This window comes from Oceaniserpentilla sp. 4NH20-0058 (assembly GCF_040371755.1).
In the GTDB taxonomy this organism is placed as follows: Bacteria; Pseudomonadota; Gammaproteobacteria; order Pseudomonadales; family Oceanobacteraceae; genus Bermanella.
In genome coordinates, this window is sequence record NZ_BAABWE010000015.1 from 1 (window position 1) to 25,836 (window position 25,836).

The window sequence follows — 25,836 nt, forward strand, 5'->3', positions numbered from 1 at the left end:
TGAAAAACGAAAGCCACGCTCTGGATCAAACTTCTCAACTGCACGAATTAAACCTAGGTTGCCTTCTTCTATCAGGTCTAACAATGTTAAACCGCGATTAACATAACGACGTGAGATCTTAACAACTAAACGAAGATTACTTTCGATCATTCGCTTACGGCCTTTCTCGTCCCCTTTACGAGCTAGTCGAGCAAAATGAACTTCTTCTTCTGGAGTGAGTAGTGGTGAAAAGCCAATCTCATTTAGATAAAGCTGAGTGGCATCAAGGTTTTTTTGCGATTCCGTATCCTTAGAGATATCGATTGTCTCTTCTTTTTCTGCTTTCTCTACTGGCTCGGCATCCACCAATGCTAAGTCAGAATCTGCGTCGTGTTTTTTTAATCCCTTTATAGCTGCCATAGCTAAGCGCCCCGCCAATGATTATTTGTTGTTATATTGTCACTCAACTTTAACTATTCAAAAGCTGTTCCAATTTGCAACAAATTTAAATTTTATTGATCCGTTCGCTATGGCGATAGTTACCTCGCCTTTGGTAAATAGCGTAACGGATCTACCGGTTTCCCTTTGTGGCGAATTTCAAAGTGAAGCTTCACTTTATTTGTACCACTAGATCCTATTTCGGCAATTACCTGCCCAGCTTTAACATTTTGGTTCTCTTTGACCAATAATTTTTTATTATGTGCATAAGCACTTAAAAATTGGTCGTCATGCTTTATGATCACCAAGTTGCCGTATCCAAGTAATCCACTACCTGCATACACAACCGAACCGGCCCCTGCCGCAAATACAGATTCCCCTAAGGAACCCTCTATATCAATCCCCTTATTGGCAGGTGCTTTCGTTGAAAATTTGGCGATTACCTTGCCTTGTGCAGGCCAGTGCCACTGCTGGTTTACATTGGATACCACTGGTTTTGGCATTTGTGGACTGGTTTTATAGGCACTTTTAACCTGTGTATTTTTTGACCCCTTGTTTTTCGTCAAAGTTTTGCTAGCTGACTTATGAGACGTTGCTAAAGGGGTGGCATCTTGCCGAATGTTTAACTTTTGACCAGGATAGATAGTGTATGGGTAAGCGATCTTGTTAGCACTCGCTAACGCCTTATAATCCCACCCATAGCGCCATGCAAGAGCAAATAAGGTCTCACTTTTTTGCACAATATGGATATCTCGATCAGAACTTACAGGGTTAAACTTCTCTTCAACTGAGACAAAACCTGTACATGCCGTTAGCCCAAAACAAAAAACTAGAAGTACGCTTAGCAGCGGTATTTGAGTAAACACCCTAAATTGATGGTTTTTTTGACACTTGAGTAATTGCACTAGACGCTCATCCATCGACATGTTCTTTTTTATAGGTTTACATTATCAAAGCTTAAAGCAATATTGAAAAATCATCTAAAAAAAAGAGACAGTTCACATTTCATTACACTTCTTTTCAGTGTTTGCCAATTTTCTGCTGGCAAAAACAAGGTTTATGGTCTTTTGACTAGGTTAACAGTCGGACGTTTTTCATACTAATTAGGGGATTTAAATACCCTATCGACCACGAACACCAATGAAAATCCGACCACAAATGCCCCTAAGGCCAATAGAATCTGCGGCTCAGACTGAGCCCAAGGCCAAACTGGGTTCTCAATAAATGGCACAGATTGTCCTCCACTACTCATACGATAACTAAGCACTTCTTTCCACGGCCATAGTTTTACCAATGCTCCAAGCATAAATCCGCTCAAAAGCGCCATAGTCCCATCATGGAAATGGCGTAGCACCCAAGACAAAAACCTCGAAAACAACATGATGCCAAGTAAGCAGCCAGATGCAAAAATACCTAGATTGATCAGGTCAAAACTCTTAATGGACCCAATTATAAATTCATACATGCCCATCAAAAGCAGAATGAAACTGCCGGAAATACCCGGCAAGATCATGGCACATATGGCAATGGCTCCAGCAACAAATAAGTTTAAATGTGTCACTTCAATCTGAGCTGACTGGGATAGACTAATGAATGCAGCCAGTACCGCACCCACAGCTAACAAGCCCATTCGAGCCATATTCCAGCCTTTAATTTGTTTTACCACATATAAAAACGACGCCAGCACTAAGCCAAAAAAGAATGACCAAGTCATAATAGGTTGGCTTTCAATTAAATAATGCAGAACTTTAGACAGCAATAAGATACTGGTAGCAGCCCCTGCTAATACGCTTATTAAGAAGGTACCGTCCATTTGCTGCCACGCGCTTTTGATGCCGCTTCGCTTTAACATCACTAACGTGTCCCAGCCCACACTTTTTATCGCACTAATCAAACGCTCATAGATGCCCGTAATTAAAGCGATGGTGCCACCGGATATACCAGGGACAATATCGGCAGCGCCCATGGCCATGCCTTTTAAGAAATTCCAAATCATTTACATGTCTTCTTTTATTATTTTTGCGTACCACTAAGCATCGGTACAAAGTTAACCGGCTCGATTATTTTACGGGTGACGCCGTCTTCTTCTTTGATTAATAAATGCAACATTTGTTTGCCGTCTGGCCCCACAGGCATAAGTAAACGACCACCTAGGTTTAATTGATCCAATAAATCCGTGGGAATGGACTCAGGAGCCGCACAAGATAATATGGCATCAAATGGCCCTTCTTCTGGCCACCCCCAATTACCGTCGGAGTGCTGGAAACGCACGTTATTCACCCGTAACAACTGCATACGCTCTCTGGCTTTTTTCTGTAGTGGCGCAATGCGCTCAACACTGTAAACCCGCTTAACAAGTTGGGATAGCACCAAGGTTTGATAGCCACAACCTGTACCAATTTCTAGTACGTTATCTACCGGGCCAGCTTCTAGAATGATTTCTGTCATTTTTGCCACGGTATATGGCTGAGAAATAGTTTGATTGAAACCAATAGGTAAAGCCGTATCTTCATAGGCTTTATGGCTTAACGCTTCATCCACAAAAATATGACGAGGTGTATTGGCCATCACTTCAAGAACATCTTGGTTTTTGATTCCCTTATCTTTAAGTCTTGCTACTAAGCGGTCGCGAGTACGCTGAGATGTCATGCCAATGCCTTGCAGCTGTAGCGGAGTGATGCTCATAATAGCTGCTCTCGCAGACCTTCAAGGCTATCGTGACCCGTCATATCAACCTGAATTGGAGTGATGGATACCTTTTTACTTTTAATCGCATGAAAGTCTGTGCCGGGACCTGCATCTGCACCACGACCTTGCGCGTTAATCCAATAACATTCTTTGCCTCTTGGATTTTGCGCCTGCACTGGATTATCGCTGCGCTGACGATGACCTAAACGGGTAATTTCCATCCCCTGCAATTCTTCATAAGGCACATTCGGTACATTGATGTTTAATAGCGTACGAGGAGAAAGGGTCAAAGACTGCAATTTTGGCAGTAATTCCACTAATACTTTTGCAGCGGTTTCAAAGTGCGTTTTACCTGCAAGCGAGATTGCAATCGGCGGCAAATCTAAGAACCGACCTTCCATGGCGGCGGCCACAGTACCTGAATAAATCACATCATCCCCAAGGTTTGGCCCTGCATTAATGCCAGATACCACACGTTCAGCGGGGTAAGGGCACAGCACATTCATTGCAAGGTGAACACAATCAGTCGGTGTGCCATCTAAACTGATACTGCCATCGGCTAAATACACCGGATTCAACGGCCGTGATAATGTTAAAGAATTACTGGCACCACTGCGGTCACGATCAGGAGCCACCACTTGCACATCCCAACCCGCTGCTTGGCAATATTTACGCAGTGTCACTAAGCCAATAGCGTGAACACCATCATCATTACTTAATAAAAGCTTCATATTTTAGTCCCGTGATGCTTCTTGTTGATCACGTTCTAAAACGTTGATCTCACCTAATTCTCGTAATACCGAAGTGGCAAAGTAACCTGATGCCAAATTAAACCGCAAGACCAATGTCGAGTCATCCTGCCACTGCCAAAATAAATCAGGCAATAACATACGTGTCGCACGCCTTTCTTGTTTTAAACCTTGTTTTTCTAACCCTTGAGATAATAGTGGATACGCATGAGCTTGGGTTTGCTCTAATTGTGCAAGTGCCCCTTCACTTAATGCATCTCCTTTACCCCAAAGTGCACAAGACGGATGAATACGTTGCGCTCTTAAACGATTGCGCTCATCTTCATTGTTTTCCTGCTTAAAGCCACGCAAGCTACCAGCAAAACCAAATACTTCGCCTTCCATGGGTATATCCCATTGCTTGAGTTCAATGCGTTTTGCCAACATGTTATTAAATAAATAAGAACGGGCCGCTGATGTATACATTGAAGCTTTTTGTCGATTTCGTGGACGCTTGCCACTTTCAAATAACTGCTGCGCTTGCTGTATATTTTCAAAATCATGACCAAAGCGTTGTTCGCCAAAATAATTAGGCACACCTTGATTGCGAATTAGCTCTAAGCGTTGATTGATTTTTGCTTGGTCTCCTTGCACATTGCGTAAAACAATACGAAAGGCGTTGCCCCCTAATGCACCGCGTTTAAGCTTCACACCGTAATAACCTTTGGATAATAATGTAAACTCATCTTTAGCAAATAAATGGGTTAAATCCGGTTCGTTATTTTTAAGAGGAAGGCTAAACCACTGACGCGTCACCGCATGACGATCTTTTAAACCAGCATACCCGACATCTTTTAAATCAATCTTTGCATGATTCGCTAATTGACGAGCCAACCAGTGAGTATTAACGCCACGTTTTTCAATGTGTAAATATAAATGAGGGCCACTTGCGTGGAGCTGACGATTAGTAATCTCACTAACAAAAAAATCATCTTGTTGTGTTCTAAATTGGGCGCTCACCGATAACTTAGGGTACGCCGTTGGCCAATTATGAGGAAAGTCAGTCATCTATGTTTAGTTCACTTGTTTTTCAATTAACACTACCGCTTCTACAGCAATGCCTTCTTTACGACCAACAAAGCCCAACTTTTCTGTCGTGGTGGCTTTAACGTTCACCTGATCAATATCCAACTCTAAATCAAATGCGATGGTTTCACGCATGGTTTGAATATGCGGTGCCATTTTTGGCGCTTGGGCCATAATGGTGATGTCCAAATTATTAATCACGTATTGACGCTTAGAGATTTCAGCAAACACCGTTTTTAGTAACTGACGACTGTCTGCCCCTTTGAAAGTAGGGTCCGTATCAGGAAAATGATGACCAATGTCTCCTAAGGCTGCGGCACCTAATAAAGCATCACATAATGCGTGAAGAGCCACATCGCCATCACTGTGAGCAACCAGATCACATTCATAATCAATGGGCACACCACAAATCATGACTTTAGCATTTGCTTTTGGCTCTGAAAATTTATGTACATCAAAGCCATGACCGATTCGAAATGCCATTATTGAAATTCCTTTATAAACGCTTGAGCCATCATTAAATCATCGGGGCGCGTCACTTTAATATTGCTTGGATGCCCCGCCACCATTTTTGGTTGTAAGCCACAAAACTCTAATGCGCTGGCTTCGTCAGTGACTAACTTACCTTTTGCCACACATTCATCAATGCATGTTTTTAACACGCCAATGGGGGCTAATTGTGGTGTTAGCGCATGCCATAACTGCTCACGTTCGACAGTACTAATTACATTACCCTGTTCATCGGTGCGCTTCATGGTGTCACGTACTTGCACACCAAGAATACTGCCTTGCTCTGAGCGGGACTGATATAAATGGATTAAATCCGCTTGGGTGATACAAGGTCTGGCCGCGTCATGCACCATAACCCAATCCGTTACTTTTGCGCCATTTTCCAGCAAATAGTTTAAGCCGTTTAATACCGATTCAAAACGTTCTGAGCCGCCAGCACATGTGTGTATTTTTTCATGGTGCGAGATGTAAAAACCATCAAAAAAAGCATCATGATTAGCAATGGGTAAGGCAATACACTCGATGAAAGAAAACGCTAACAAGCGTTCTAAGGTATGCTCTAAAATGGTTTGACCGCCTAGTGATAGGTATTGTTTTGGGCGATCAGCTTGCATGCGTGCACCAATACCCGCAGCAGGAACAACGGCGAATAGTTTATTATTCATCTTTGACTTCCGGATCGACCACTATAAAAAAGGTTTCCCCTTCTTTTATCATACCCAACTCTTTTCGGGCTTTGGCTTCAATACTATCCATACCGGATTTGATGGCCCAAATTTCTTCTTCCAGCACTTGATTACGGGCTTTAGCCGCTTGATTTAATTCTTGTTGCGTCTCGATTTTATCGCCCAAGGCAAAGTTAGCGAACACACCGGTTTCATCAAACCATAACTGATACATCAGCCAAACAAATACCACCAAGGCTAACGGCTTCCACGCGTGTTTTTTGATGTTGTCTGTTAAAGCCATATTATTATCATTATCAGCGGTTTGAATGTTTATCTTTCAGTTTGATGGGTTACGCTCGTGCCTCGCCCATCCTACAGATATTTATATATAGCAAAAATCATTTATAAAAAAGGGAAACCTGAGTTTCCCTTTTTTACCACTTTAGCGGTGTTGCATAAGAGCGTAGCCGAAGCAGGCAGCTCTAAAACCGTTAACGAGGCAGGTTGAGCGAGGCAAAAAAGATTTTTTGTGCGGAGTTTAGTTTCTCCTAAATGACAATCAAAAAACTTTTTTAACAAAGCACAAGCCACGCACTCATATTCTCATAAGAGCGTCGCCGAGGAAGTTGAGACAAGGCGAAATAAAAATTTGGCGAGGGCGTTTACAGGTAGTAAATAACTAAGCCAAATTTTTATTTCAACAGAGTATCAACAACGTAGGCAGCTCTTATTGGCCTTTAACTTCGCTAAGACCGTTATAGATTGCTTTCTCGCCAAGCTGCTCTTCAATACGCAGTAGACGGTTATACTTAGCAACACGATCTGAACGACATAGCGAACCGGTTTTGATTTGCCCTGCACAGGTACCTACCGCTAAGTCGGCAATGGTTGTGTCTTCTGTTTCACCTGAACGGTGAGAGATAACCGCTGTGAAGCCTGCATCTTGTGCCATTTTAATCGCTTCAAGGGTTTCGGTTAATGAACCGATTTGGTTGAATTTGATTAAGATAGAGTTAGCGATGTTTTCTTCGATACCACGCTTAAGAATCTTAGTATTGGTTACAAATAAATCGTCACCTACTAATTGTACTTTTGCGCCTAGTTTTTCAGTTTGGTATTTCCAGCCTGCCCAATCGCTTTCGTCTTGACCGTCTTCGATAGAGACAATTGGGTATTGGTCACAAAGTTCAGCTAGGTAGTCAGAGAATTCTTCTGCAGAGAATACTTTGCCTTCCCCTGCTAAATCGTATTTGCCATCTTTATAGAATTCAGAAGAGGCACAATCCAGTGCTAAGGTAATGTCTTTACCCAGCTCGTAACCTGCGTTAGAAACCGCTTCTTTGATAACGGCTAATGCATCGGCATTAGATGCAAGGTCAGGCGCGAAACCACCTTCATCACCAACCGCTGTATTTAGGCCTTTAGTTTGAAGTACTTTCTTCAAGTTATGGAAGATTTCAGCACCAGCACGTAGACCTTCACTGAAAGATTTAAAGCCAACTGGCTGTACCATGAACTCTTGAATATCTACGTTGTTATCTGCGTGCTCACCACCGTTAATGATGTTCATCATAGGTAGCGGCATAGAGAATTTACCGGCGGTGCCGTTTAATTCTGCAATGTGCTCATAAAGCTCGATGCCTTTTGCATTGGCAGCTGCTTTAGCTGCAGCAAGAGACACAGCAAGGATGGCATTTGCGCCGAATTTTTCTTTGTTTTCTGTGCCGTCTAGCTCAATCATTTTGGCATCAAGTGCGCGCTGATCAGTAGCATCCATTCCCAATAAGGCTTCTTTAATAGAGCCATTAATGTGAGCCACTGCGTTTAATACGCCTTTACCCATGTAGCGACTTTTGTCACCGTCACGTAATTCTAATGCTTCACGAGTACCCGTCGACGCGCCAGATGGGGCACAGGCTGTGCCGAAAAAACCACCTTCTAATGAAACGTCAGCTTCTACCGTTGGGTTACCACGGCTATCCATGACTTCACGGGCTTTAATGTTAATAATTTTAGCCATAGTGAGTTAATCTCCAATATCAAATCAAAATCAGTTAAATGTATAATTAAATTATGCTTTGCCAGCTTGCTTAATAGCAGCAGCAATAAACGCAGAGAACAAGCCGTGACCGTCTCTAGGCGTTGATGTAAATTCAGGGTGGAACTGGCACGCAACAAACCATGGGTGATCAACCACTTCTACCACCTCTACTAATGTCCCATCCATAGAGCGACCAGCAATACGAAGGCCATTTTTCTCTAGGGTTTCTAGGTAGTTGTTGTTCACTTCATAACGATGGCGATGACGCTCAGTAATCACATCGGTGCCATAGGCATCAGCGGATAATGAACCATCTTCAAGACGACATTCTTGACCACCTAAACGCATGGTGCCACCAAGGTCGCTGTCTTCTGTGCGAGTTTCGGTTTCGCCTTCGGCTGTTGTCCACTCAGTAATAAGACCAACCACTGGGTTGTGGGTTTTAGCCGAAAATTCTGTACTGTGAGCATCTTCAAGGCCACACACATTACGGGCAAATTCAATGACCGCGCTTTGCATACCTAAGCAAATACCTAAATATGGCACTTTGTTTTCACGGGCGTATTGTACCGTGCGGATTTTGCCTTCCACACCACGATTACCAAAACCACCCGGAACTAAGATGGCGTCTTTGCCTTCTAGGATTGAACAGCCATCACGCTCGATGATTTCAGAGTCAATATATTCAATATTTACCTTGGTGCGGTTTTTAAGGCCTGCATGGTCCACAGCCTCAATTAAAGATTTATAAGCATCCAGTAGCTCCATGTATTTACCAACCATGGCGATATTGATTTCTTTTTCTGGATTTAACTTAGCATCTACTACGTGATCCCATTCACTAAGATCCGCTTCATCACATTCTAGGCCGAACTTATCAACCACATATTCATCCAGACCTGTTTTACGCAACAGGCCAGGTATACGGTAAATGGTGTCGGCATCTTCTAATGGCACGACAGCACGCTCTTCAACGTTGGTGAACAATGCAATTTTGCGCAGCGAGCTTGAATCAATTCGATGATCGGAACGACATACCAGTATGTCAGGTTGTAAACCGATAGAGCGCAACTCTTTTACACTATGCTGAGTTGGTTTGGTCTTGGTCTCACCAGCGGTGGCGATATATGGCACAAGGGTCAAGTGCATGGAAAGCGCACGCTTGCTGCCTAGCTCAACCTTAAGCTGACGAACCGCTTCTAAAAACGGTAGGGATTCTATATCCCCCACTGTGCCGCCAATTTCTACCAAGGCTACATCAGCACCTTCAGCGCCTTCGTATACACGACGTTTAATTTCGTCAGTAATATGCGGAATAACCTGAACCGTACCACCAAGGTAGTCACCACGGCGCTCTTTGGCTAGTACGTCTTGATAAATACGACCAGTTGTGAAGTTGTTACGACGACCCATAGTCGTACGAATGAAGCGCTCATAATGGCCTAAGTCTAGGTCAGTTTCGGCACCATCTTCGGTTACGAATACTTCACCATGTTGAAAAGGACTCATGGTCCCTGGGTCTACGTTGATGTAGGGATCCAACTTCAGCATGGTAACTTTTAGGCCGCGAGCCTCTAGGATAGCCCCTAGAGAAGCGGATGCGATGCCTTTGCCCAATGAGGACACAACACCACCTGTGACGAAAATAAAACGAGTCGACATATAAGGTGAATCCGAAAAAATAAGTTGGATTTGTGCGTAACAAGATGGCGTTGCAGTCTACCAGAGCATGGCCCTTGGGTAAATTGGCAATGCCCCAGAATCGCTCAGATATTGATTATTTTACAAAAAACGTGCAATTAACTACCAGAATCTAAAATCGACGCACATTGGTAACTACTCAAGGATTTATGGCTTGAACTTCTTTTTGGCAAGATTTTGAGGTGTTTTAATCGTTATAAGGGGCTCTTCAAGGCTGAAACTCATTCTAAGCCTTGAAAAGCTACTTACTTTACATATGCATGGCCTTAACGAACCATATTATTCACATACTGGTAAACTGGCACGAGCATCTAATGCGTCAGCGCTGGTAATCGTGTGATCACAACCATAACTGTCATCTGCCACAACCGCTGCGTCCAGCACCTCATCACCTGCTGGTTTTGATCCACCATTCACCCAAGTAATTAGATCACCAAGAGCTGTCGATATTTCAGTGGCGGAAAAGTCACAGTGGCCCGTTGCGCGAATGGCGCGCTGTACCAGTAAGTCTTCATTGCCATTGTCGATGGCTTTTTGGCGATACAGTTGCTGATGCACAAAGGGTACGAACATATCACCTAGTGTATGCAGGGTTAAAACCGGCACATCGAAATCACCACCCACTAACGGAATCCAGCGAACGCCATCGTTTCGTAACCCATTAGCGCCCTTGGTTGCAGACTCACGCGTTATGGCATCATTAAATGCTTGTTCCTCTGGGGTGATATCGCCGTCGGTCCATCTGTAAACCCGTTCAGAGTTATCATAGATTGAACCGGCCAATATGCCATTAATGTCACCGCTTTCCCCGCCACTTGATAAAGCCACATCGTTATAAAGCGTATTAAACCCTTCTGCAAAAATCGGGCGTTCGCCTCCGGTTAGGTTTTTTACGATGCTTACGAGGTTCTCACCGTTTTCATTGATGGGGTTCGACCAATCAGGCATTCCCAGTTCATTTGTACCAAATAATGCGGTTAGCATTTCCCCTGGTTGTACAATGACAATGCCCGATGGGTCATATGTACCTAACAACGATTGAAAGTCGGAAAAATCACGATCGCCAAAACCAGAAATTTCATGCATCACACGAGGATAATCCCCTAACCACTGAAATTCGTTTTCTTCAGCTTGGCAAAGTGGCGCTGAACCTTCATATGGCACAGGGAATAAAGTGCGCTCTAGGTTTTCTTTATCGACAGCGGCCGCCGCAATGTGTCCACCTAACGAGAAACCAGAAATCAAATATTGACTAGGCGCATCGAAACTCACGCTAAAATCCGTTTCGATATAGTCCGTCAATTCAAGGGCGAGTTTGTTGGTATCTTCGATTCCCGCACGAGCATCGTAGAAATTGGCAGAATAAGACGATGCCGCCCAAGCGTAACCCGCTCCCAATACGGCGGCACGCCATGGAAGAGGTGGCACTGACACATCGAGTGTTTCACCCTCACCTCTAAAACCATGGGTATACATGATTAAACCACCTCCATCCCAGCCTGTTGGAATTTCGGCTGCGTAAACAGCGTCCCCTTGTAGCCCCTCATAGGTACCATAATAAACACTGGACGGTATGGGCACTGTTGGAAGGTCTGTTGCTAACGGGTTAAAGCTGATTTCTTCTGCTACCACAAATGTACGCTCATCGTGTTCGCGCGTTACAGGGTCATCATCACTGCTACCACAGCCAATTAAACTGGCAAAAGTGAGTGGTAAAATAGAGAAAGTGAATATCTTCTTATAATGGGTCACGTAGAACCTCCGGGATTATTATCTTTATTTTCGGTAGGACTTTGATTCCAGCATTTAATGCTAGACAGAACATACTAGATGTCATTCAAGTTAAGGCATAGTCTGTATTTATGAGAAGGATTGTTCCGTTTAAAAAAGAACAATAAGTACTTTTGTGCCAAAAAAAAAAAAATAATGAAACGAGGATGAGTCGGGGATTTTATCCGTTAATACGCTTACCTCGCTGAAAAAAGAAGGCTCATAAAATACAATTAGTGTGTACTGATATCCCAAGTTACTTGTTTGGAAGAAACAATGATGTGAAAAATAATTTTTTATAACTAAGTTTATAATCTAAATATCTAACATTAACCTAATTTAAAAGCGACGAACGTATATCACCACTCGGCGATTAGCCGCACGATCATCTTCAGAGATGGGTTCTCCTGATTTAATTTCGACTTTTGGGCGTGAATCGGCATAACCTGATGCTTTTAAGCGTTCTTTATCAACCCCCTTGCTCATGAGGTATTTCACGACATTACTGGCTCGCGAGGCGCTTAACTCCCAGTTTGAGGGGAACCGCTCTGTATGAATGGGCACATCATCGGTATGGCCTTCTATCTCAATCAAGTGAGTTTCATGAGATGTGCTCTTAATTACCTCCGTCACTTCTTTTAACATTGGCAATGCCTCTGCCTTAATGGAGGCGCTGCCTGAGTCATATAAAGAAAAATTGGAAAACTCAACCCTGACTCCTTTCATATCAATATCCACAGCCACATTATCTTTCATATTGTGCTGCTGAACGATGTCATCTAGAGCATCTTTAATATCATTAAACGGAGTGACCGCCTCCTTGCCTGAGATAATACTGGCTAAACCCTCTTTTAAAGCTTCAATTTTGCCTTGGTTAAGGTCTGAAACGGACAAAATCATTACAAAGAAGGCTAATAATAGAGTAATGGCATCGGCATAGGTGACTATCCACCCCTCACCATCAGCATCAAATGTGGCTCGACGGCGTCTGAGTCCTCGTTTTGATCCATTGCTACTCATCGCTGTCTACTACTGAATAACGCTTACTAGGTTTAATGTAGGCGTTTAAGCGATCTTGCATGACAAGAGCGTCCTTCTTTTCACTTAATAATACAAAGCCATCAGTGATAAGTTGATTGCGAAAATACTCTTGTTCTTGTTTTTCAGTTACTTGGGCTGCTGTGGGCTTAAACAATAAATTCGCCAGTAACACACCGTATAAAGTAGTAATTAAGGCAAGGGCCAGCCCTTTTCCTAAATTGGCCATATCATCACCCATGTTGTCCAACATGATAATTAAGCCGACTATGGTACCCACCATGCCAAAACCAGGGGCATACACGCCCATAGTGTTTAGAATCTTGCCTTCTAGGGATTGCCGCTGCCAATGGCTATCCATAGCGTCCCCCATGATCACACGAATATCCTGCTGCTTATAACCTGAACCCATTAACTCAATGCCCAAGCCAATGGATTGGTCATTTTTTTCTTTATCTGTTAAACAATCTTCTAAAGATGAAATACCGCCGTCACGATATATACGGCTAAATTCAACAAACCGTTTTACTAGTGCATGCAAATGATCTTGAGAAGTTCGCCCAGCTGACAAGGTTTGGAACATGGCTTTTATTGCATGCATAACTTCCATAAAACTAAAGCTAATTAAAGATGCTGCAAATGTACTGCCCACCACCATCATGGCACTGGCCAAACTTAAAAACATCATGTAGTTATCGGTACTACTAATGATGGCCAGCACGAATAAACCAATGCCAGCAGTGATACCAATAATCGTACTGAAGCTAATCATGATTTAGCCTGCTTTTTATTTTGCAGTTGATCCATAGAAAACTTACCCGTATGAATATATTCACGTAATTTATGAACAATGGCCTTACGTGCAGGGTCAATATCTTTTGCACCAATACGACCTTCATACCGTTTTAAATCCTCTTTCACCAACGTTTTTAATTTAGGTGTCAGTGATGAAAGTACATGTATTTTAAATTCATCAGGAGTAGCGCAAATAGCACGACCAATGAAGCTTCGTTCAACTTCACGTAGCGCGTTGCTTAAAATTTGTTTAGGGGTTTTAAGCACATCAGAAAAGGTAAAGTACTGCTGACGCAATTTATAAAACGTATCGGGTTTTTCTTGTTTTAAACGTTTTAACACTTTGTTTTCTTCTGCTGAATTCATGTTATCCAGCATATTCATTAACATATGTAGGCCGTCAGCATTTACATTTTCAAAGCTTGGAACTTTTAGCGCAGCTTTGGCTAAACGATCCGCCACGTCTTTAAAAGTATCCAACGGAAAGGTTTCAAACTGACCAAGTTCAGCTATCACTTGTGCTTGTCTTTTTTCTGGGGTGCGATTAAGTACTCGTGCGCCTTGTTGTGCATCTAACTGACTGACTACCAATGCCTGAATACGTGCGTCTTCATGTTGAATTAAGTACAACACTTGACTGTCATTGAGTTTACCTAAAAACTCAAAAGGATGACTTTTTACTTCAGCTGCTTCGTGTACAGTTGTTTGTAATAGCTGGTAAAAATCTTGAATATCTTGAAACTGCTGTTCTTCATCTGGAGGCTGATCTGCCAAGTGCGCCATGATACTTTGCAGCTGAAGTTGCTCTACATTTGGAAAAATAGATCTAAACAAGCTACGCCCTAACACTTTATATATTGAGGCCGCCATAGGGATTTTTTCTTCTTGAGCCATTAGCTGATCCATTGATCCTTGAACATGCTGAGGCTGACCTAACCCTAATGAAATAATCTCTTGTCTGGTTTTTTGTAATATCTGCTTGTTATCGCCCTCCTGATGTTCTGGGGCAGGTACTGATTCAAGCACTGGCTCGGTTGAGGCATGACTCGCAGCAGGAGTATGTTTATTATCAGGGGATTTTTTCCTAAGGTTAAGCACAATCAAGCTTATCAGCAACAATGCCAACAAGCTTAATAACCCCAGTAATAGAATATCAAAATGCTCCTCTAACCACGTTTGAGATGGACCGCCCTCTTCATCAAATGGAACCGTTAAAGATTCGGGAATGGTTTCATCGTCAAGCATTGGAACCGCTGAAAACTGAGTTTTAATAATTTTTAGTTCGTCCCCGCGTAAATCATTTAGTGCTGATTTTTGATAAACTAGATTGCGTAAAAAACCTTCTTGCTCTGACTTTATGCTATCTTCAACAGCCAAGGTAATGGTTAATTTTACAATTCGGTTAAATACTCCAATTGTCTCTTCGCTTTCATTGGCTGATGAATTGTCATCTTGATTTCCATTTTGCCAGCGAGGCTGACGCTGCTCTTGCTGTAAACGTTCAATCTGATCACGCATGAATTCTAATTCTGCGTCCTTTTCCTTATCACTAGGAATATCTACAAACGGTAATCCAGGTAGGCTTTCTACAGGGTCATCATCTAAATTATTCGAAGCTTTTGGAAAACTGAGTTTTGGCAAAAATGTAGGTTGATATGTTTTATTGGCTTTCTCTGATGATTGTGATTTCTTTTTAATAACCTGTCTGATTTTCTCTAACTTAACATTTACATTGATAATAAAGCGATTATGGCCAAGATATGACTGAATATCTCGAGCCAAACTATCTTCCATACGTGATTTTAATTGAATCTCTTCAAGATCATCGGTTTGAGTAGGGATTTCAACCGTTGTATTATTCTGTGCTGCAATACTCGAAGCGCTAAGTAAGAAATACAACACTGAAAGTAACAATAACTTTATTTTCATATTGTTCCCTTTACTTCACAAGTTTCAAACTCTCTTTAACTTCCGTTAAAGATGGGTCTAATTTTAATGCTTGTTGCCAAGAACGCTTTGCATCTTTCTTACGGCCCATCTTGTAATAAATACTGCCCTTTAACGCGTGAGCTTGAGCTGAAGAAGGCACAAGTGAGATTGCTTTATTGGTTTCCTCTAGCGCTTTCCAATAAGATTTACGATAAAATAAAGCCTGCGCACTGAGCATATTTTTGGTTGCATCAGAAAATAACGCCAATGCTTTTTCGTTAAAAAACTCTTTTTCTTCTTCGATGGTTCCGGGTTCCATGCCTGCTTCCCGTTTGGCACGCATTTTTTCTGTGATTTCTGGCATGTAGGTCTCACCGCCAACAGGTAAATCCATGCTGAAAATAATGTCGCTTTCACCAGCATTAAGCATCAGCATCACATCATAACCAGGGCCGTGACGATGGATATTCACAACACCATGGTTTTTCTTGGCATACGCTGCGGTGTCGATTCCCTCTCCACCTATCACTTGTTGCTCTGTAGGTCTTTGTGCCATAAATGGGTCTTTATCCATGGCTAGCTGTTCAATGGAACACCCCGTAAGTGTCATCATCAATAGAAGTAAAATGGTATTTACAATTTTCATTATTTACCCCTTAAAATCGATAACCCAAGGTTAAATCTAAGCCTGCGCCACCAAATTCAGAGCTATCTTCATAGTTGGCATCAGCTTTCCATTCCACGTCTTCCTCTACTAAATAAGCAGCCCCTATTGCCATAAAACCATTGGTAACGAACGGAAACTCCAGTCCAAACTTCATCATCAGTCCATGACTTCCACTAAAAAATGCTTGCCCGATACCCACATAAGCCTTGGTGTTTACCCAATCTTTTAATGCCGATATATTTACAAAGATTCGGCCCTCCAAATTAAAACCATTAACGCTGAATTCATCTTGGCTGGAAAAATTACGGAAATATTCAACACCTAGGCTATATTCAACATCTTTATTTAAAGTGGTGTATTCTCGGCGACGAATACCAAATGCGGTCACGCCAGAAAGCGAGGCATCTTCGGTGGCACCTACTCCATCTCGCTCGGATGAAATCCCCCAAGAACTGATGGTGAATTCCATTTCTATACTTTCAAATTCTAATTCTTCTTGTTCTCGCGTGGTTTTCTTTGCGTATTCTTTTAGCCACACCAGTTCATTACTTTTAGCATTGACTAAACGTAAATTCACCGTGAATTTATCTTCATGAAGACTGGCATTCCATAATAAAAATGCATCTGCACGTACTTCTTTAGATAGGTTTCGTAAGTCTTGGTTGTTTTGTACCGATTGGCTGATCATCATGCGTGAGTTTTCAAAATTTACTCTCGTAGTGCGGCACTCTACACAATCTATTACTTCAAAGCGGCCTAAGCCCATAAACTTGCCAAGTAGTTTATTTTCAATCATCAAGTGAACTTGCTTAGGAATTTTTCGATGGAGTCGATCACCGTTAAAGTAAAACGCAATGCGCTTTATGTCTTTATTCACATCAAGCAGTTCTTCAGGCACCAGTATGCTTTCGTCATCTAATAGGCGAGAAAAACCCGCATACATAGTAGGAGGTATGCCAAATCCGGGAACATCTGATTCAACCACGCGGGTTTCAGAAAAAGAATCTGTCGAAAATATGGCGCAAATCACAAAAAAAAGCGCCGATAAAATCACATATTTAATCGAGTAAAGCCCATTATCCTGCTTCATCCTTGGCATCATCCATAGTCGCCATACACTCATACTAAAAGCATAGACTAAGCATTCGTACTCGCTATTTTTTTCATGAGATAAGCATCAAGCTAGAGTATGGGTGGTCGATAACCTTATTAATAAACAATATTGATTTTGGCGATTTAGGGTTCTATGAAACTGTTTACTGTATTTTTATTTTTTTATATTTTTCTGCCAAGAATGGCAATTGCAGATGATCAATTGGTTTCAGGGTTAGTGGTGTCTAGTGTAGAACAACGAATAGATGATGAAGAAGCCCCATTTGATATTTACTCAAGTAATAAAGTGCATAAATGTGGTGGCAAGCCATCTAATATATATCGGGTATACAGCGAATACGATCAAGTTGCATTAAGGCGTTTTCAATTAGCCCTTGAAGCTCTCAAGGGTAAGTTTACATTAAGCGTAATTACCGACAACTGTGAAGGCCGTGTATTGAAGGTGAAGAGCTTGAGGTTGAATCGATAAATTTTTCTTGATTATGATTTCACCCTAGCAAGTTCGTCCGTTTTCGCGGCCATTATAAAATCATTTTTATGTAAACCTTTAATTTTATGGCTCCACCACGTGACAGTAACCCTTCCCCATTCCAATAATATATCTGGGTGATGATTTTCTTGCTCTGCGATGCCAGCAACCTTGTTGGTAAAATCCACAGCTTGTTGATAGTTTTTAAATGAATACACGCGTCGCAGTTTTAAAATACTATCTTCTGATACTTGCACCCAGTCTGGGATTTCTTTAATTAATAATGCAAGCTCTTCATCAGATACTTTTGGCGCATCCGCCTTGCACGCTTCGCATGTTTGTTGGGATAACATATTCATCTCCTTTCATTGGACACAAAAAAAGAGGCCGAAGCCTCTTTCTTATCAACACAAAAAGATTAGTTCACTTCGGTTGCATTGATTTTCGCATACCACTCTTGCGGGCCCGTTTGGTGAACGGAAGTACCCTGAGTATCCACTGCAACGGTAACTGGCATATCTACTACGTCAAATTCGTAGATGGCTTCCATACCAAGGTCTGCAAAACCCACCACTTCAGCATGTTTAATAGCTTGTGATACTAGGTAAGCTGCACCACCTACTGCCATTAGGTAAGCAGCTTGATTGTCTTTAATGGCGTCGATAGCCAATTGACCACGTTCCGCTTTACCAATCATGCCCATTAGGCCGGTTTTCTCAAGTACGGTACGGGTGAATTTATCCATACGGGTCGCTGTTGTTGGGCCAGCAGGGCCAACCACTTCTTCACGAACAGGGTCAACTGGCCCTACGTAATAAATGAAGCGATTTGTCAGGTCAACTGGTAGCTCTTCGCCTTTGGCGATCATATCTACCATACGTTTATGCGCCGCATCACGACCGGTTAGCATCTTGCCGTTCAACAATAATGTTTCGCCCGGTTTCCAAGCTTTCATGTCTTCGCGGGTAACGGTGTTTAGGTCTACACGACGAACGCTGTCGCCTACTTCCCACGTGATTTCTGGCCAATCTTCTAACTTAGGTGGCTCAAGTTTAGCTGGGCCTGAACCGTCTAGTTCAAAGTGTGCGTGACGAGTGGCCGCACAGTTAGGAATAATAGCAACTGGCTTATTGGCCGCATGTGTTGGATAGTCCGCTACTTTTACATCCAATACAGTAGTTAACCCCCCTAGTCCTTGTGCACCAATGCCGAGTTTATTCACTTTTTCAAACAGCTCTAAGCGTAACTCTTCAGAGCGGTTTTGTGCGCCACGTTCTTGTAGCTCTTTAATATTAATTGGTTCAAGTAATGCTTCTTTGGCGATCATCATGGCTTTTTCAGCTGTACCACCAATGCCTATTCCAAGCATACCTGGTGGACACCAGCCCGCACCCATTTTTGGAATTTGCTCAAGCACCCAGTCTACTACTGAATCAGAAGGGTTTAACATGGCAAATTTAGACTTGGCTTCAGAGCCGCCGCCTTTTGCTGCCACGTGTACATCAACTGTATTGCCTTGTACTAATTTTGTATGAATAACCGCAGGCGTGTTGTCTTTGGTGTTTTGACGCTTGCCATCTGGGTCGGCCAAAACTGACGCACGTAGAATATTATCCGGTAGTAAATACGCACGGCGTACCCCTTCGTTTGCCATGGCTTCAACGTCCATGGTGGCGTCTTCAAACTTAACGTCCATACCGATGGTTAGAAACACAGTAACAATACCTGTGTCCTGACAAATTGGGCGGTGGCCCATGGCACACATACGTGAATTGATTAGAATTTGAGCAATAGCGTCTTTTGCGCCTTTACTTTCTTCTTTTTCGTAGGCTTCTTCCATTGCTTTAATGAAATCTAGCGGGTGGTAATAGGAGATATACTGAAGGGCATCAGCAACGCTCTGGATCAGATCTTCTTGCTTGATCACAGTCATGGGAGTCTCTCTCACATCATCATGAAATAATTGGTTTAGTGAACGGATTGTAACACGAGAGCACGCTAAAGGCGTATAAATGCCCGCAATAATGGCTATAGCTATGCCAGTGCTTAAAGTTTAAGCAGCCTATCAGCACCCTTTCATTATATTGCTGTTTTAAGCTTTTTCCTTATTAAAGTCTATTTCACGGTTATCAACCACGTCTTCTGGTGAATTCACGCCACTCAAGGGCAAATGATTTCAACACCTAGCCCTTAGTTAAGCCTATTGATTCAATGGCTTTTTTTAGCCTACTTTCGCGAGCCGACTGAGCAATTGAAAATATCTTTTTATCCGCTAACCATTCATTTTTAATGGAATCAGGTAAGGGTTCAAAATGACGTTCGAATAGCTCAGTTAAATCATTAAAAGACTTTAGGCTTTCTTCTACTTGTAAATGCATCCAGCTGCTTGGCACCAATGGTAACGACACCAACTGCGTAATTATCCCTAATGCTTTTTGAACAACGATATAATTTATTTCAAAACGCTTAGCCATACTTAATATAAAACTACTCGCCACCAATACAGCATAGATATCTTCTAATGTTCGAAATGGTTTACTGTATTCGCTGTAGCCATCACCGGCTAGAATATCTGCATCCGCATTTTTAAACGTGACTTTTCCGTGGGGTATATCTTTTAACATACCAAGAGGAGGAAATTGAACAAGCTCAACGCCTGCCTGAGCTGAGTCGATTAGCACTGCTTTTAACTGAGGCCGATCACTCTTTTCCTCTTGCTTTACAATTACCAATAACTGTTCAGCAAGTGTCGCCATTGTTACAAAACTCTTATGCCCATTCACTGCAAAACCCGTGAGCTGAGATTCAATATTTTTTGGGTGATTTCCACTTGGTTCCGTTACACACATTGCAGCCCATTTATTTGTGGCTAATTGCGGTAAAAGCGATTGCAATGCACAGCGATACGCTAAAGAAAAAGCTTGAGACATATTACTGCAGCGTAAACCTAACGCTACCGCTCCCATTTGATTTAACTCGTATTCAGCAGAAAGAACCGTTTGCGAAAATACATCATAATTTTCAAATAGCGGTTCATTTAATTGCGATTCAATAATGTCAAAAAGCATATTTTTTCCATAAAAAAAGCCCATAATGGGCTTTAGTATTATTTATAAAGTTTACGGTTGTGCAGCAACAGGTGTGCTTGTGCTTTTCTCTAATGCTTCAATTTTTTTCTCTAACCCTTGAATCCTACGCATTAACTGTAAGCGTGTAGCATCCATCGCCTTGATGCCTTTATCATGATCACTTAATGTTTTTGCAACATCTTTAGGCATAGCAGAAATAGCCTTATCTACTTTAGTTTCTAGCAGCAATGTGTTCGCTTTAGTTTGATCCACACTTTTTGTGACATCTGATATTTTTTCAGTTACTTGTTTATTGATACCTTTTTCAAGCTTGGTTAAATCTTTATTAATAGATTCAATCCTATTTGACTGCTTAGATAACACTTTCTTTTGACTATCTAAAGTCTTCTTATTTTTACTGATATCAACTTTATTCCGCTTATTGGATAAATCCCAAAGCTTACGAATTTCATGGTCTTGCTCTTTAAGCAAAATTTTCATGGCATCCACTGATAGATTGGCTTGCTCATCTGTTGAGGTGAGCCTCTCTTGTAAAATTGTCAGAGCCTGTAATTGAATGTCAGATTGCTGCTTAAATTGATAAAACTGCACCGCTAAACCCACACAAATCACAAGGGATATAATCACCAGTAACCAAAGCATTTTTGGAGTAGAAGAAGATACTTGGCTTGATGGGATTCTAGGCTTACCGACCACACGTTGACGTGAAGCAATCTCTTCACGGCTTAGAGCTATCGAGGCTAACTGTTCTGGTTCTTTTACTTTTTTCATACTTTATCGCGTTCGCTAAATTTGACTATTGTGGCACTTGTGGATGTTTTGGCAAGCACAGTGAATATGTTTGGTTGAATTCATCACATTCACCCCCATATTAAGGCCTACCTATAATAGAAAGCCATGAATTCTAATGCTATCATTCAGGCACCTATTTGTAGGTACTTAAGATTTGACGCCTTAAGTATTGATGATGAGAGTCCATACCAAAATAACGGGAGCCCATAATGGCATTCGAACTACCAGCACTACCTTATGCAAAAGATGCTTTAGAGCCACATATCTCTGCCGAAACTCTTGATTTTCACCACGGCAAACACCACAACACCTACGTGACTAAATTAAATGGTTTAGTAGAAGGTACTGATCTAGCTAGCAAAACTCTAGAAGAAATCGTTAAAACATCTTCTGGTGGAATCTTCAACAATGCTGCTCAAATTTGGAACCACACTTTCTACTGGAACAGCCTAAGCCCTAACGGCGGCGGCGCACCTACTGGCGCAGTTGCTGACGCAATCAACGCTGCATTCGGTTCTTTCGAGGAATTCCAAGCTAAATTCAACGATTCAGCGGTTAACAACTTCGGCTCTAGCTGGACTTGGCTCGTGAAAAAAGCGGATGGCTCTTTAGACATCGTTAACACTTCAAATGCAGCTACCCCAATCACAGAAGATGGTGTTACGCCTCTAATCACTGTTGACCTTTGGGAACACGCTTACTACATTGATTACCGCAATGTACGTCCTGATTACCTAAAAGGTTTCTGGGCCCTAGTAAACTGGGACTTCGCTAACGAAAACTTTGCTAAATAATTGCACGTTTTTTAAGCAATCCTAAAAGCAGGCCTACGGGCCTGTTTTTTTTTACCCCAAATACCTTACACTTACGCCAATTTCATTTATTGGCAGACAATTATGGCTCGCTTAGTTCTTGGTTCTAGCTCCCCTTTCCGTAAAGCACTTCTCGAAAAACTCGATTTAAGCTTTGATTGTGACAGCCCAGATATCGATGAAACCCCGTTTAAAAACGAGCACCCAAAAGCCATGGTAGAACGCTTAGCCAAAGCCAAAGCCCAAGCCATCGCTGAACGCCATCCACAATCCATTATTATCGCCTCAGACCAGTGTGCCACCTCAGACGGCACCATCATTGGCAAACCCGGTGACTTTGAAAACGCATTCAAGCAATTAAAGAGCGCCAGCGGCCGAGTGGTTACTTTTTATACCAGCCTATGTGTATTCAATGCAGGCACCAATCAATATCAAGAAGTGGTCGAGCCGTTCTATGTGTACTTCCGTGAGCTAACGGATCAGCAAATCGAGAACTATCTAAATAAAGAAGCACCTTATAATTGTGCAGGTAGTTTTAAGTCGGAAGGTTTAGGCATTAGTTTGTTTGAGCGTTTAGAAGGTAATGATCCCAATACGTTAATTGGCTTGCCGTTGATTCAATTGATTAAGATGCTGGATGAGTTTGGGGTGCATGTGATTTGATGCTGGACGGAAGACGCAGCTAACGTTATCGCCACGTTTTCATCAACTGTTTTTTTGTTTCGTCATTCCGATCCCGAGGTAAAAGCGAGCCGGAATCCATTTGAAAAAAAATTGTAGGATGGCGTTAGTAGCAAGTCCAGCGCACGTGTACGCGATGCTGCCCTGAACTTGTTAGCTGCATTATGCTTTTATTTCGCTGATTTGAATCTGCGGTTGAGTATTTGTGTAATTAGGGATATCAGCCATTATTTTTTCCGCCTGTGGCCCAAAAGAGTTTTGAAACGCTTCAAGAGACTCAAATGTAAGGTGACCTATAGCAATAAAAGGTGCTGACTCTTCTGGAGCACCACTTGCAATGCCAGCATCTACGGCTCCACTTTTTACAGCATCTCCGAGTAACTCATTTACCATAGGTATATGACTATTGATGTAATACTCTATATCAAAAGTCGCGCTTTCAGAATTTGGATACATCACACTTACTCTGATCATAGTTTTTTCCTTAGTTGGTGTATTTGTTGATTTCGTCAGCTAACACCGAGCTTAAGCGCAGGACCAGAATTGGCTGTTTTAGCGAGCGTAGCGGAAAATCCTAAAACAAGCAACGCAATAAAGATCGTGGATAAGCGCAGAAAGAAGGCCCGTACTAGCAAAGGTGATATACCTTGTACCTACTAAGATAGTTAGATATGTAGAAATAACATACTAATGAAAAAAATGAACCATTTAGAAAAAACGACGATGTGCATAAAATAGAAATATAATTAAAGAGTACTCTGCCAGCGGTTTTATTTTAAATTAAGGTTTAAACATGTGATGACACTTACGCTAATTTAAAAACTCATAGATAAATATTCCGAAATAACCATAAGAAAATGGCATCGCCATTTAACTAATTTACTTTTCTCTCTAAGTACTAATTTTATCAGTTGAAATTCTTTAATAAGAAAAAACAAAACTCAAAAAAAAAACCGCTGGGTGAAAGCACCCAACGGTTTTGAAACTGCTAATTTTTACTTAATAAAAATTAGTAGTTACAGGTATCACGATATTCAGAGATAGAACTATCCGATTCAAAGTTAGGTCCACATAGGAATTGGCTGTAACGAGTATCTTGGTCAATGAAGCGCTTCATCCAAGCGACACCATTACGACCTAAAATATCTTCATCAGAGTAGCCAGTGTTTGCACAATAGTGATCACCACCATTAATTTCCAAGAACGCTTTAGGGGTAGAACTTGGAATATCATTATAGAATGGAGATGCATGAGAGCTCACAGGAGCTACCGTATCATTTTCACAAGCAATGATAAATGTAGGAGTTGTGATCTGATCAAAATCATTAGATCCTGAATAGTAAGGTGCTTGTGGAATCGCAGCATCAATTGAACGCTCAGTAGATAGTTTTAAAGAACCGCCACCACCCATAGACCAACCGATAACACCAACTCGACTTGAATCAACAAGCCCATAAATAGCAGAAGAGCTGTTTGCGGCCTCATCAATAACATGATCAAGTGCAGCGCTTAATTGATCTGCACGGCTGTCTGGCTGATCGTAAATAGAGTTTGTATCGATTGTAATGACAGTGAAACCCCAAGACGCTAGACGAGGCCCCCACCATTCGATACTGCTTTCATAAGACAAGTACCCAGGAATTACTGCGATCACACCTTGCTCACCGCCAGATTCAGTCGAATAATGGATAGTACCACCGCCGAAACCGCTCGCAGACCAGCTTGATACGCTAATAGTACTTACAGAGTATGGGCCGCTATTGGCTTCTAGCTGACTAGTGGTTGCTACTGAACCGCGTTCAAAGCCATTTGAACAATCATTACAAGGAACAGAAGAACTACCACCGCCAGTACCACCACCGCCAGTACCACCACCAGTTGACGCTAGTACTGAAGTAGATAATAGAAGTGCACCTGTAAGCAATGCAAGATTGGACTTGTTAATCAATTTCATTATTTTTCCCAAAAATATTATTTATTTTTATATTAATTTTTAGCCAGTACATTAGTACCTGAAATATCATAGAAATTTTTATAACTGCAGTATGTCTCCATGGTGACCAAAAATGATTTAAAACTCTATTTTTATGAAAAAAACATGAATCTTGTCCCAATAAAACTAATAAAAATTTACAATTTTTTGTGAGCAAAAGTTCATAAAAAATAAATAAATTACCTCCATAAAAATTATTCATTAATGTCTATTAATATGAGCGCTTGCTCGTTTTTATTTTTATTTCTAAGTAATTAGTATAAAAATATTAGTGAGCTTTTGCTCACGTGTAAATTTAAATTTTAAAATAAAATTTATAATAAATTTCTAGCTACTCCCAACTTAAATTTTTTAAAACTTAAAATAAATAATAATTATTATTTGAGCTTTTGCTCACTTATATTTTTTCATTGATGAACGAGAGACGAGAGACGAGAGACGCAGCTAACGTTATCGCCACGTCTTTATCAACTTTTTTGTTTCATAATTCCGGAAGCAAGGTACAAGCGAGCCGGAACCCATTCAAAAATAGTTGTTGGATGGCGTTAGTAGCTAGCCTAAGCGAGGTACGTAACCCATATTTCAAATTCAACACTTTTGTCAGCATTGTTTTCTTTCTTGGGGTTGCACACCGCCCCCGTTTCGCGGCTAACTTCACACAGTCAATCTATCATCGCTCTTATACATCCATGCATTCGCGATATTAGTACATCCATGCACGTCATATTTATTTTAATTTTGATGATGCTGCGCTCAGATGCCGAAGATTGGCATCGAGGCTAATATGTTTTAGCGTTGGTTCTGAAATGCTTTAGCTTAAGAATTTGATTTGTAGGTCGATGAGATGGC

At 41.6% G+C, this 25,836-nt stretch carries 26 protein-coding genes; 3 read left to right on the plus strand and 23 right to left on the minus strand.

Going from position 1 to position 25,836, the window contains the following annotated elements; translation table 11 throughout:
* The 17 genes from ABWV45_RS15110 to ABWV45_RS15190 all read right to left on the minus strand — a co-directional run.
* Window positions 1-399, minus strand: a 399-nt coding sequence (locus tag ABWV45_RS15110) for a sigma-70 family RNA polymerase sigma factor (RefSeq protein ID WP_353352558.1), incomplete at its 3' end; no start/stop codon positions are given.
* Window positions 400-518: 119 nt separating this feature from the next.
* The gene (locus tag ABWV45_RS15115; protein ID WP_353352559.1) at window positions 519-1,337 is read right to left on the minus strand and encodes a peptidoglycan DD-metalloendopeptidase family protein; all 819 of its coding nucleotides are present in this window, start codon (window positions 1,335-1,337) and stop codon (window positions 519-521) included.
* 179 nt (window positions 1,338-1,516) lie between these two features.
* Complete coding sequence (locus ABWV45_RS15120; RefSeq protein WP_353352560.1) at window positions 1,517-2,413, minus strand: DUF368 domain-containing protein; 897 nt, start codon at window positions 2,411-2,413, stop codon at window positions 1,517-1,519.
* A 17-nt stretch (window positions 2,414-2,430) separates the two neighbouring features.
* Window positions 2,431-3,096: a protein-L-isoaspartate(D-aspartate) O-methyltransferase gene (locus tag ABWV45_RS15125; RefSeq protein WP_502914690.1), complete on the minus strand. Its 666-nt coding sequence runs from the start codon at window positions 3,094-3,096 to the stop codon at window positions 2,431-2,433.
* 2 nt (window positions 3,097-3,098) lie between these two features.
* A complete protein-coding gene (gene surE, locus ABWV45_RS15130; RefSeq protein ID WP_353352562.1) occupies window positions 3,099-3,836 on the minus strand; it encodes a 5'/3'-nucleotidase SurE in 738 nt (245 codons plus the stop codon).
* Between the two features lie 3 nt (window positions 3,837-3,839).
* Window positions 3,840-4,901 carry a tRNA pseudouridine(13) synthase TruD gene (gene truD, locus ABWV45_RS15135; protein WP_353352563.1) on the minus strand — a complete coding sequence of 354 codons (1,062 nt, stop codon included), beginning with the start codon at window positions 4,899-4,901 and terminating at the stop codon, window positions 3,840-3,842.
* Between the two features lie 6 nt (window positions 4,902-4,907).
* Window positions 4,908-5,402: a 2-C-methyl-D-erythritol 2,4-cyclodiphosphate synthase gene (ispF, locus tag ABWV45_RS15140; protein WP_353352564.1), complete on the minus strand. Its 495-nt coding sequence runs from the start codon at window positions 5,400-5,402 to the stop codon at window positions 4,908-4,910.
* Window positions 5,402-6,094 carry a 2-C-methyl-D-erythritol 4-phosphate cytidylyltransferase gene (ispD, locus tag ABWV45_RS15145; protein WP_353352565.1) on the minus strand — a complete coding sequence of 231 codons (693 nt, stop codon included), beginning with the start codon at window positions 6,092-6,094 and terminating at the stop codon, window positions 5,402-5,404. The genes ispF and ispD overlap by 1 nt, the downstream gene beginning before the upstream one ends.
* Window positions 6,087-6,398, minus strand: coding sequence for an FtsB family cell division protein (locus ABWV45_RS15150; protein ID WP_353352566.1), 312 nt, complete (start codon window positions 6,396-6,398; stop codon window positions 6,087-6,089). The genes ispD and ABWV45_RS15150 overlap by 8 nt, the downstream gene beginning before the upstream one ends.
* 426 nt (window positions 6,399-6,824) lie before the next feature.
* Window positions 6,825-8,117 (minus strand): phosphopyruvate hydratase, encoded by a 1,293-nt coding sequence (eno, locus tag ABWV45_RS15155; protein ID WP_353352567.1) that lies wholly within the window; start codon window positions 8,115-8,117, stop codon window positions 6,825-6,827.
* A gap of 51 nt (window positions 8,118-8,168) precedes the next feature.
* Window positions 8,169-9,800 (minus strand): CTP synthase, encoded by a 1,632-nt coding sequence (gene pyrG / locus ABWV45_RS15160; RefSeq protein ID WP_353352568.1) that lies wholly within the window; start codon window positions 9,798-9,800, stop codon window positions 8,169-8,171.
* Window positions 9,801-10,118: 318 nt separating this feature from the next.
* A complete protein-coding gene (locus ABWV45_RS15165; protein ID WP_353352569.1) occupies window positions 10,119-11,591 on the minus strand; it encodes an alpha/beta hydrolase in 1,473 nt (490 codons plus the stop codon).
* A 357-nt stretch (window positions 11,592-11,948) separates the two neighbouring features.
* Window positions 11,949-12,629 carry an OmpA/MotB family protein gene (locus tag ABWV45_RS15170; protein WP_353352570.1) on the minus strand — a complete coding sequence of 227 codons (681 nt, stop codon included), beginning with the start codon at window positions 12,627-12,629 and terminating at the stop codon, window positions 11,949-11,951.
* A complete protein-coding gene (locus ABWV45_RS15175; protein WP_353352571.1) occupies window positions 12,622-13,419 on the minus strand; it encodes a motility protein A in 798 nt (265 codons plus the stop codon). Before ABWV45_RS15175 ends, ABWV45_RS15170 begins: the two co-directional genes overlap by 8 nt.
* The gene (locus ABWV45_RS15180; RefSeq protein WP_353352572.1) at window positions 13,416-15,371 is read right to left on the minus strand and encodes a FliG C-terminal domain-containing protein; all 1,956 of its coding nucleotides are present in this window, start codon (window positions 15,369-15,371) and stop codon (window positions 13,416-13,418) included. Before ABWV45_RS15180 ends, ABWV45_RS15175 begins: the two co-directional genes overlap by 4 nt.
* Before the next feature lie 10 nt (window positions 15,372-15,381).
* The gene (locus ABWV45_RS15185) at window positions 15,382-16,017 is read right to left on the minus strand and encodes a tetratricopeptide repeat protein (protein WP_353352573.1); all 636 of its coding nucleotides are present in this window, start codon (window positions 16,015-16,017) and stop codon (window positions 15,382-15,384) included.
* A 10-nt stretch (window positions 16,018-16,027) separates the two neighbouring features.
* Window positions 16,028-17,161, minus strand: a complete 1,134-nt coding sequence (locus ABWV45_RS15190) for a hypothetical protein (RefSeq protein WP_353352574.1) — start codon at window positions 17,159-17,161, stop codon at window positions 16,028-16,030.
* Between the two features lie 123 nt (window positions 17,162-17,284).
* Between ABWV45_RS15190 and ABWV45_RS15195 the strand changes: the two genes are divergently transcribed.
* Window positions 17,285-17,620, plus strand: a complete 336-nt coding sequence (locus ABWV45_RS15195; RefSeq protein ID WP_353352575.1) for a hypothetical protein — start codon at window positions 17,285-17,287, stop codon at window positions 17,618-17,620.
* An 11-nt stretch (window positions 17,621-17,631) separates the two neighbouring features.
* Here the strand turns inward: ABWV45_RS15195 and ABWV45_RS15200 are convergent, their stop codons facing one another.
* The 4 genes from ABWV45_RS15200 to ABWV45_RS15215 form a co-directional block, all read right to left on the minus strand.
* Window positions 17,632-17,973, minus strand: coding sequence for a 4a-hydroxytetrahydrobiopterin dehydratase (locus ABWV45_RS15200; protein ID WP_502914689.1), 342 nt, complete (start codon window positions 17,971-17,973; stop codon window positions 17,632-17,634).
* A gap of 65 nt (window positions 17,974-18,038) precedes the next feature.
* The gene (locus tag ABWV45_RS15205; RefSeq protein ID WP_353352577.1) at window positions 18,039-19,553 is read right to left on the minus strand and encodes a fumarate hydratase; all 1,515 of its coding nucleotides are present in this window, start codon (window positions 19,551-19,553) and stop codon (window positions 18,039-18,041) included.
* Window positions 19,554-19,803: 250 nt separating this feature from the next.
* Entirely contained in the window at window positions 19,804-20,688 is an 885-nt protein-coding gene (locus ABWV45_RS15210) for an acyl-CoA dehydrogenase family protein (RefSeq protein WP_353352578.1), read from the minus strand.
* A gap of 51 nt (window positions 20,689-20,739) precedes the next feature.
* Entirely contained in the window at window positions 20,740-21,480 is a 741-nt protein-coding gene (locus ABWV45_RS15215; RefSeq protein ID WP_353352579.1) for a hypothetical protein, read from the minus strand.
* Between the two features lie 230 nt (window positions 21,481-21,710).
* Here ABWV45_RS15215 and ABWV45_RS15220 point away from each other — a divergent pair, with 230 nt between their 5' ends.
* Complete coding sequence (locus tag ABWV45_RS15220; protein WP_353352580.1) at window positions 21,711-22,295, plus strand: Fe-Mn family superoxide dismutase; 585 nt, start codon at window positions 21,711-21,713, stop codon at window positions 22,293-22,295.
* Window positions 22,296-22,397: 102 nt separating this feature from the next.
* Window positions 22,398-22,976 (plus strand): Maf family protein, encoded by a 579-nt coding sequence (locus ABWV45_RS15225; RefSeq protein ID WP_353352581.1) that lies wholly within the window; start codon window positions 22,398-22,400, stop codon window positions 22,974-22,976.
* 180 nt (window positions 22,977-23,156) lie between these two features.
* Here the strand turns inward: ABWV45_RS15225 and ABWV45_RS15230 are convergent, their stop codons facing one another.
* Both ABWV45_RS15230 and ABWV45_RS15235 read right to left on the minus strand, forming a co-directional pair.
* Window positions 23,157-23,468 carry an EthD family reductase gene (locus tag ABWV45_RS15230; protein ID WP_353352582.1) on the minus strand — a complete coding sequence of 104 codons (312 nt, stop codon included), beginning with the start codon at window positions 23,466-23,468 and terminating at the stop codon, window positions 23,157-23,159.
* Window positions 23,469-24,003: 535 nt separating this feature from the next.
* Window positions 24,004-24,948, minus strand: a complete 945-nt coding sequence (locus ABWV45_RS15235) for an alpha/beta hydrolase family protein (RefSeq protein WP_353352583.1) — start codon at window positions 24,946-24,948, stop codon at window positions 24,004-24,006.
* Window positions 24,949-25,836: the final 888 nt, after the last annotated feature.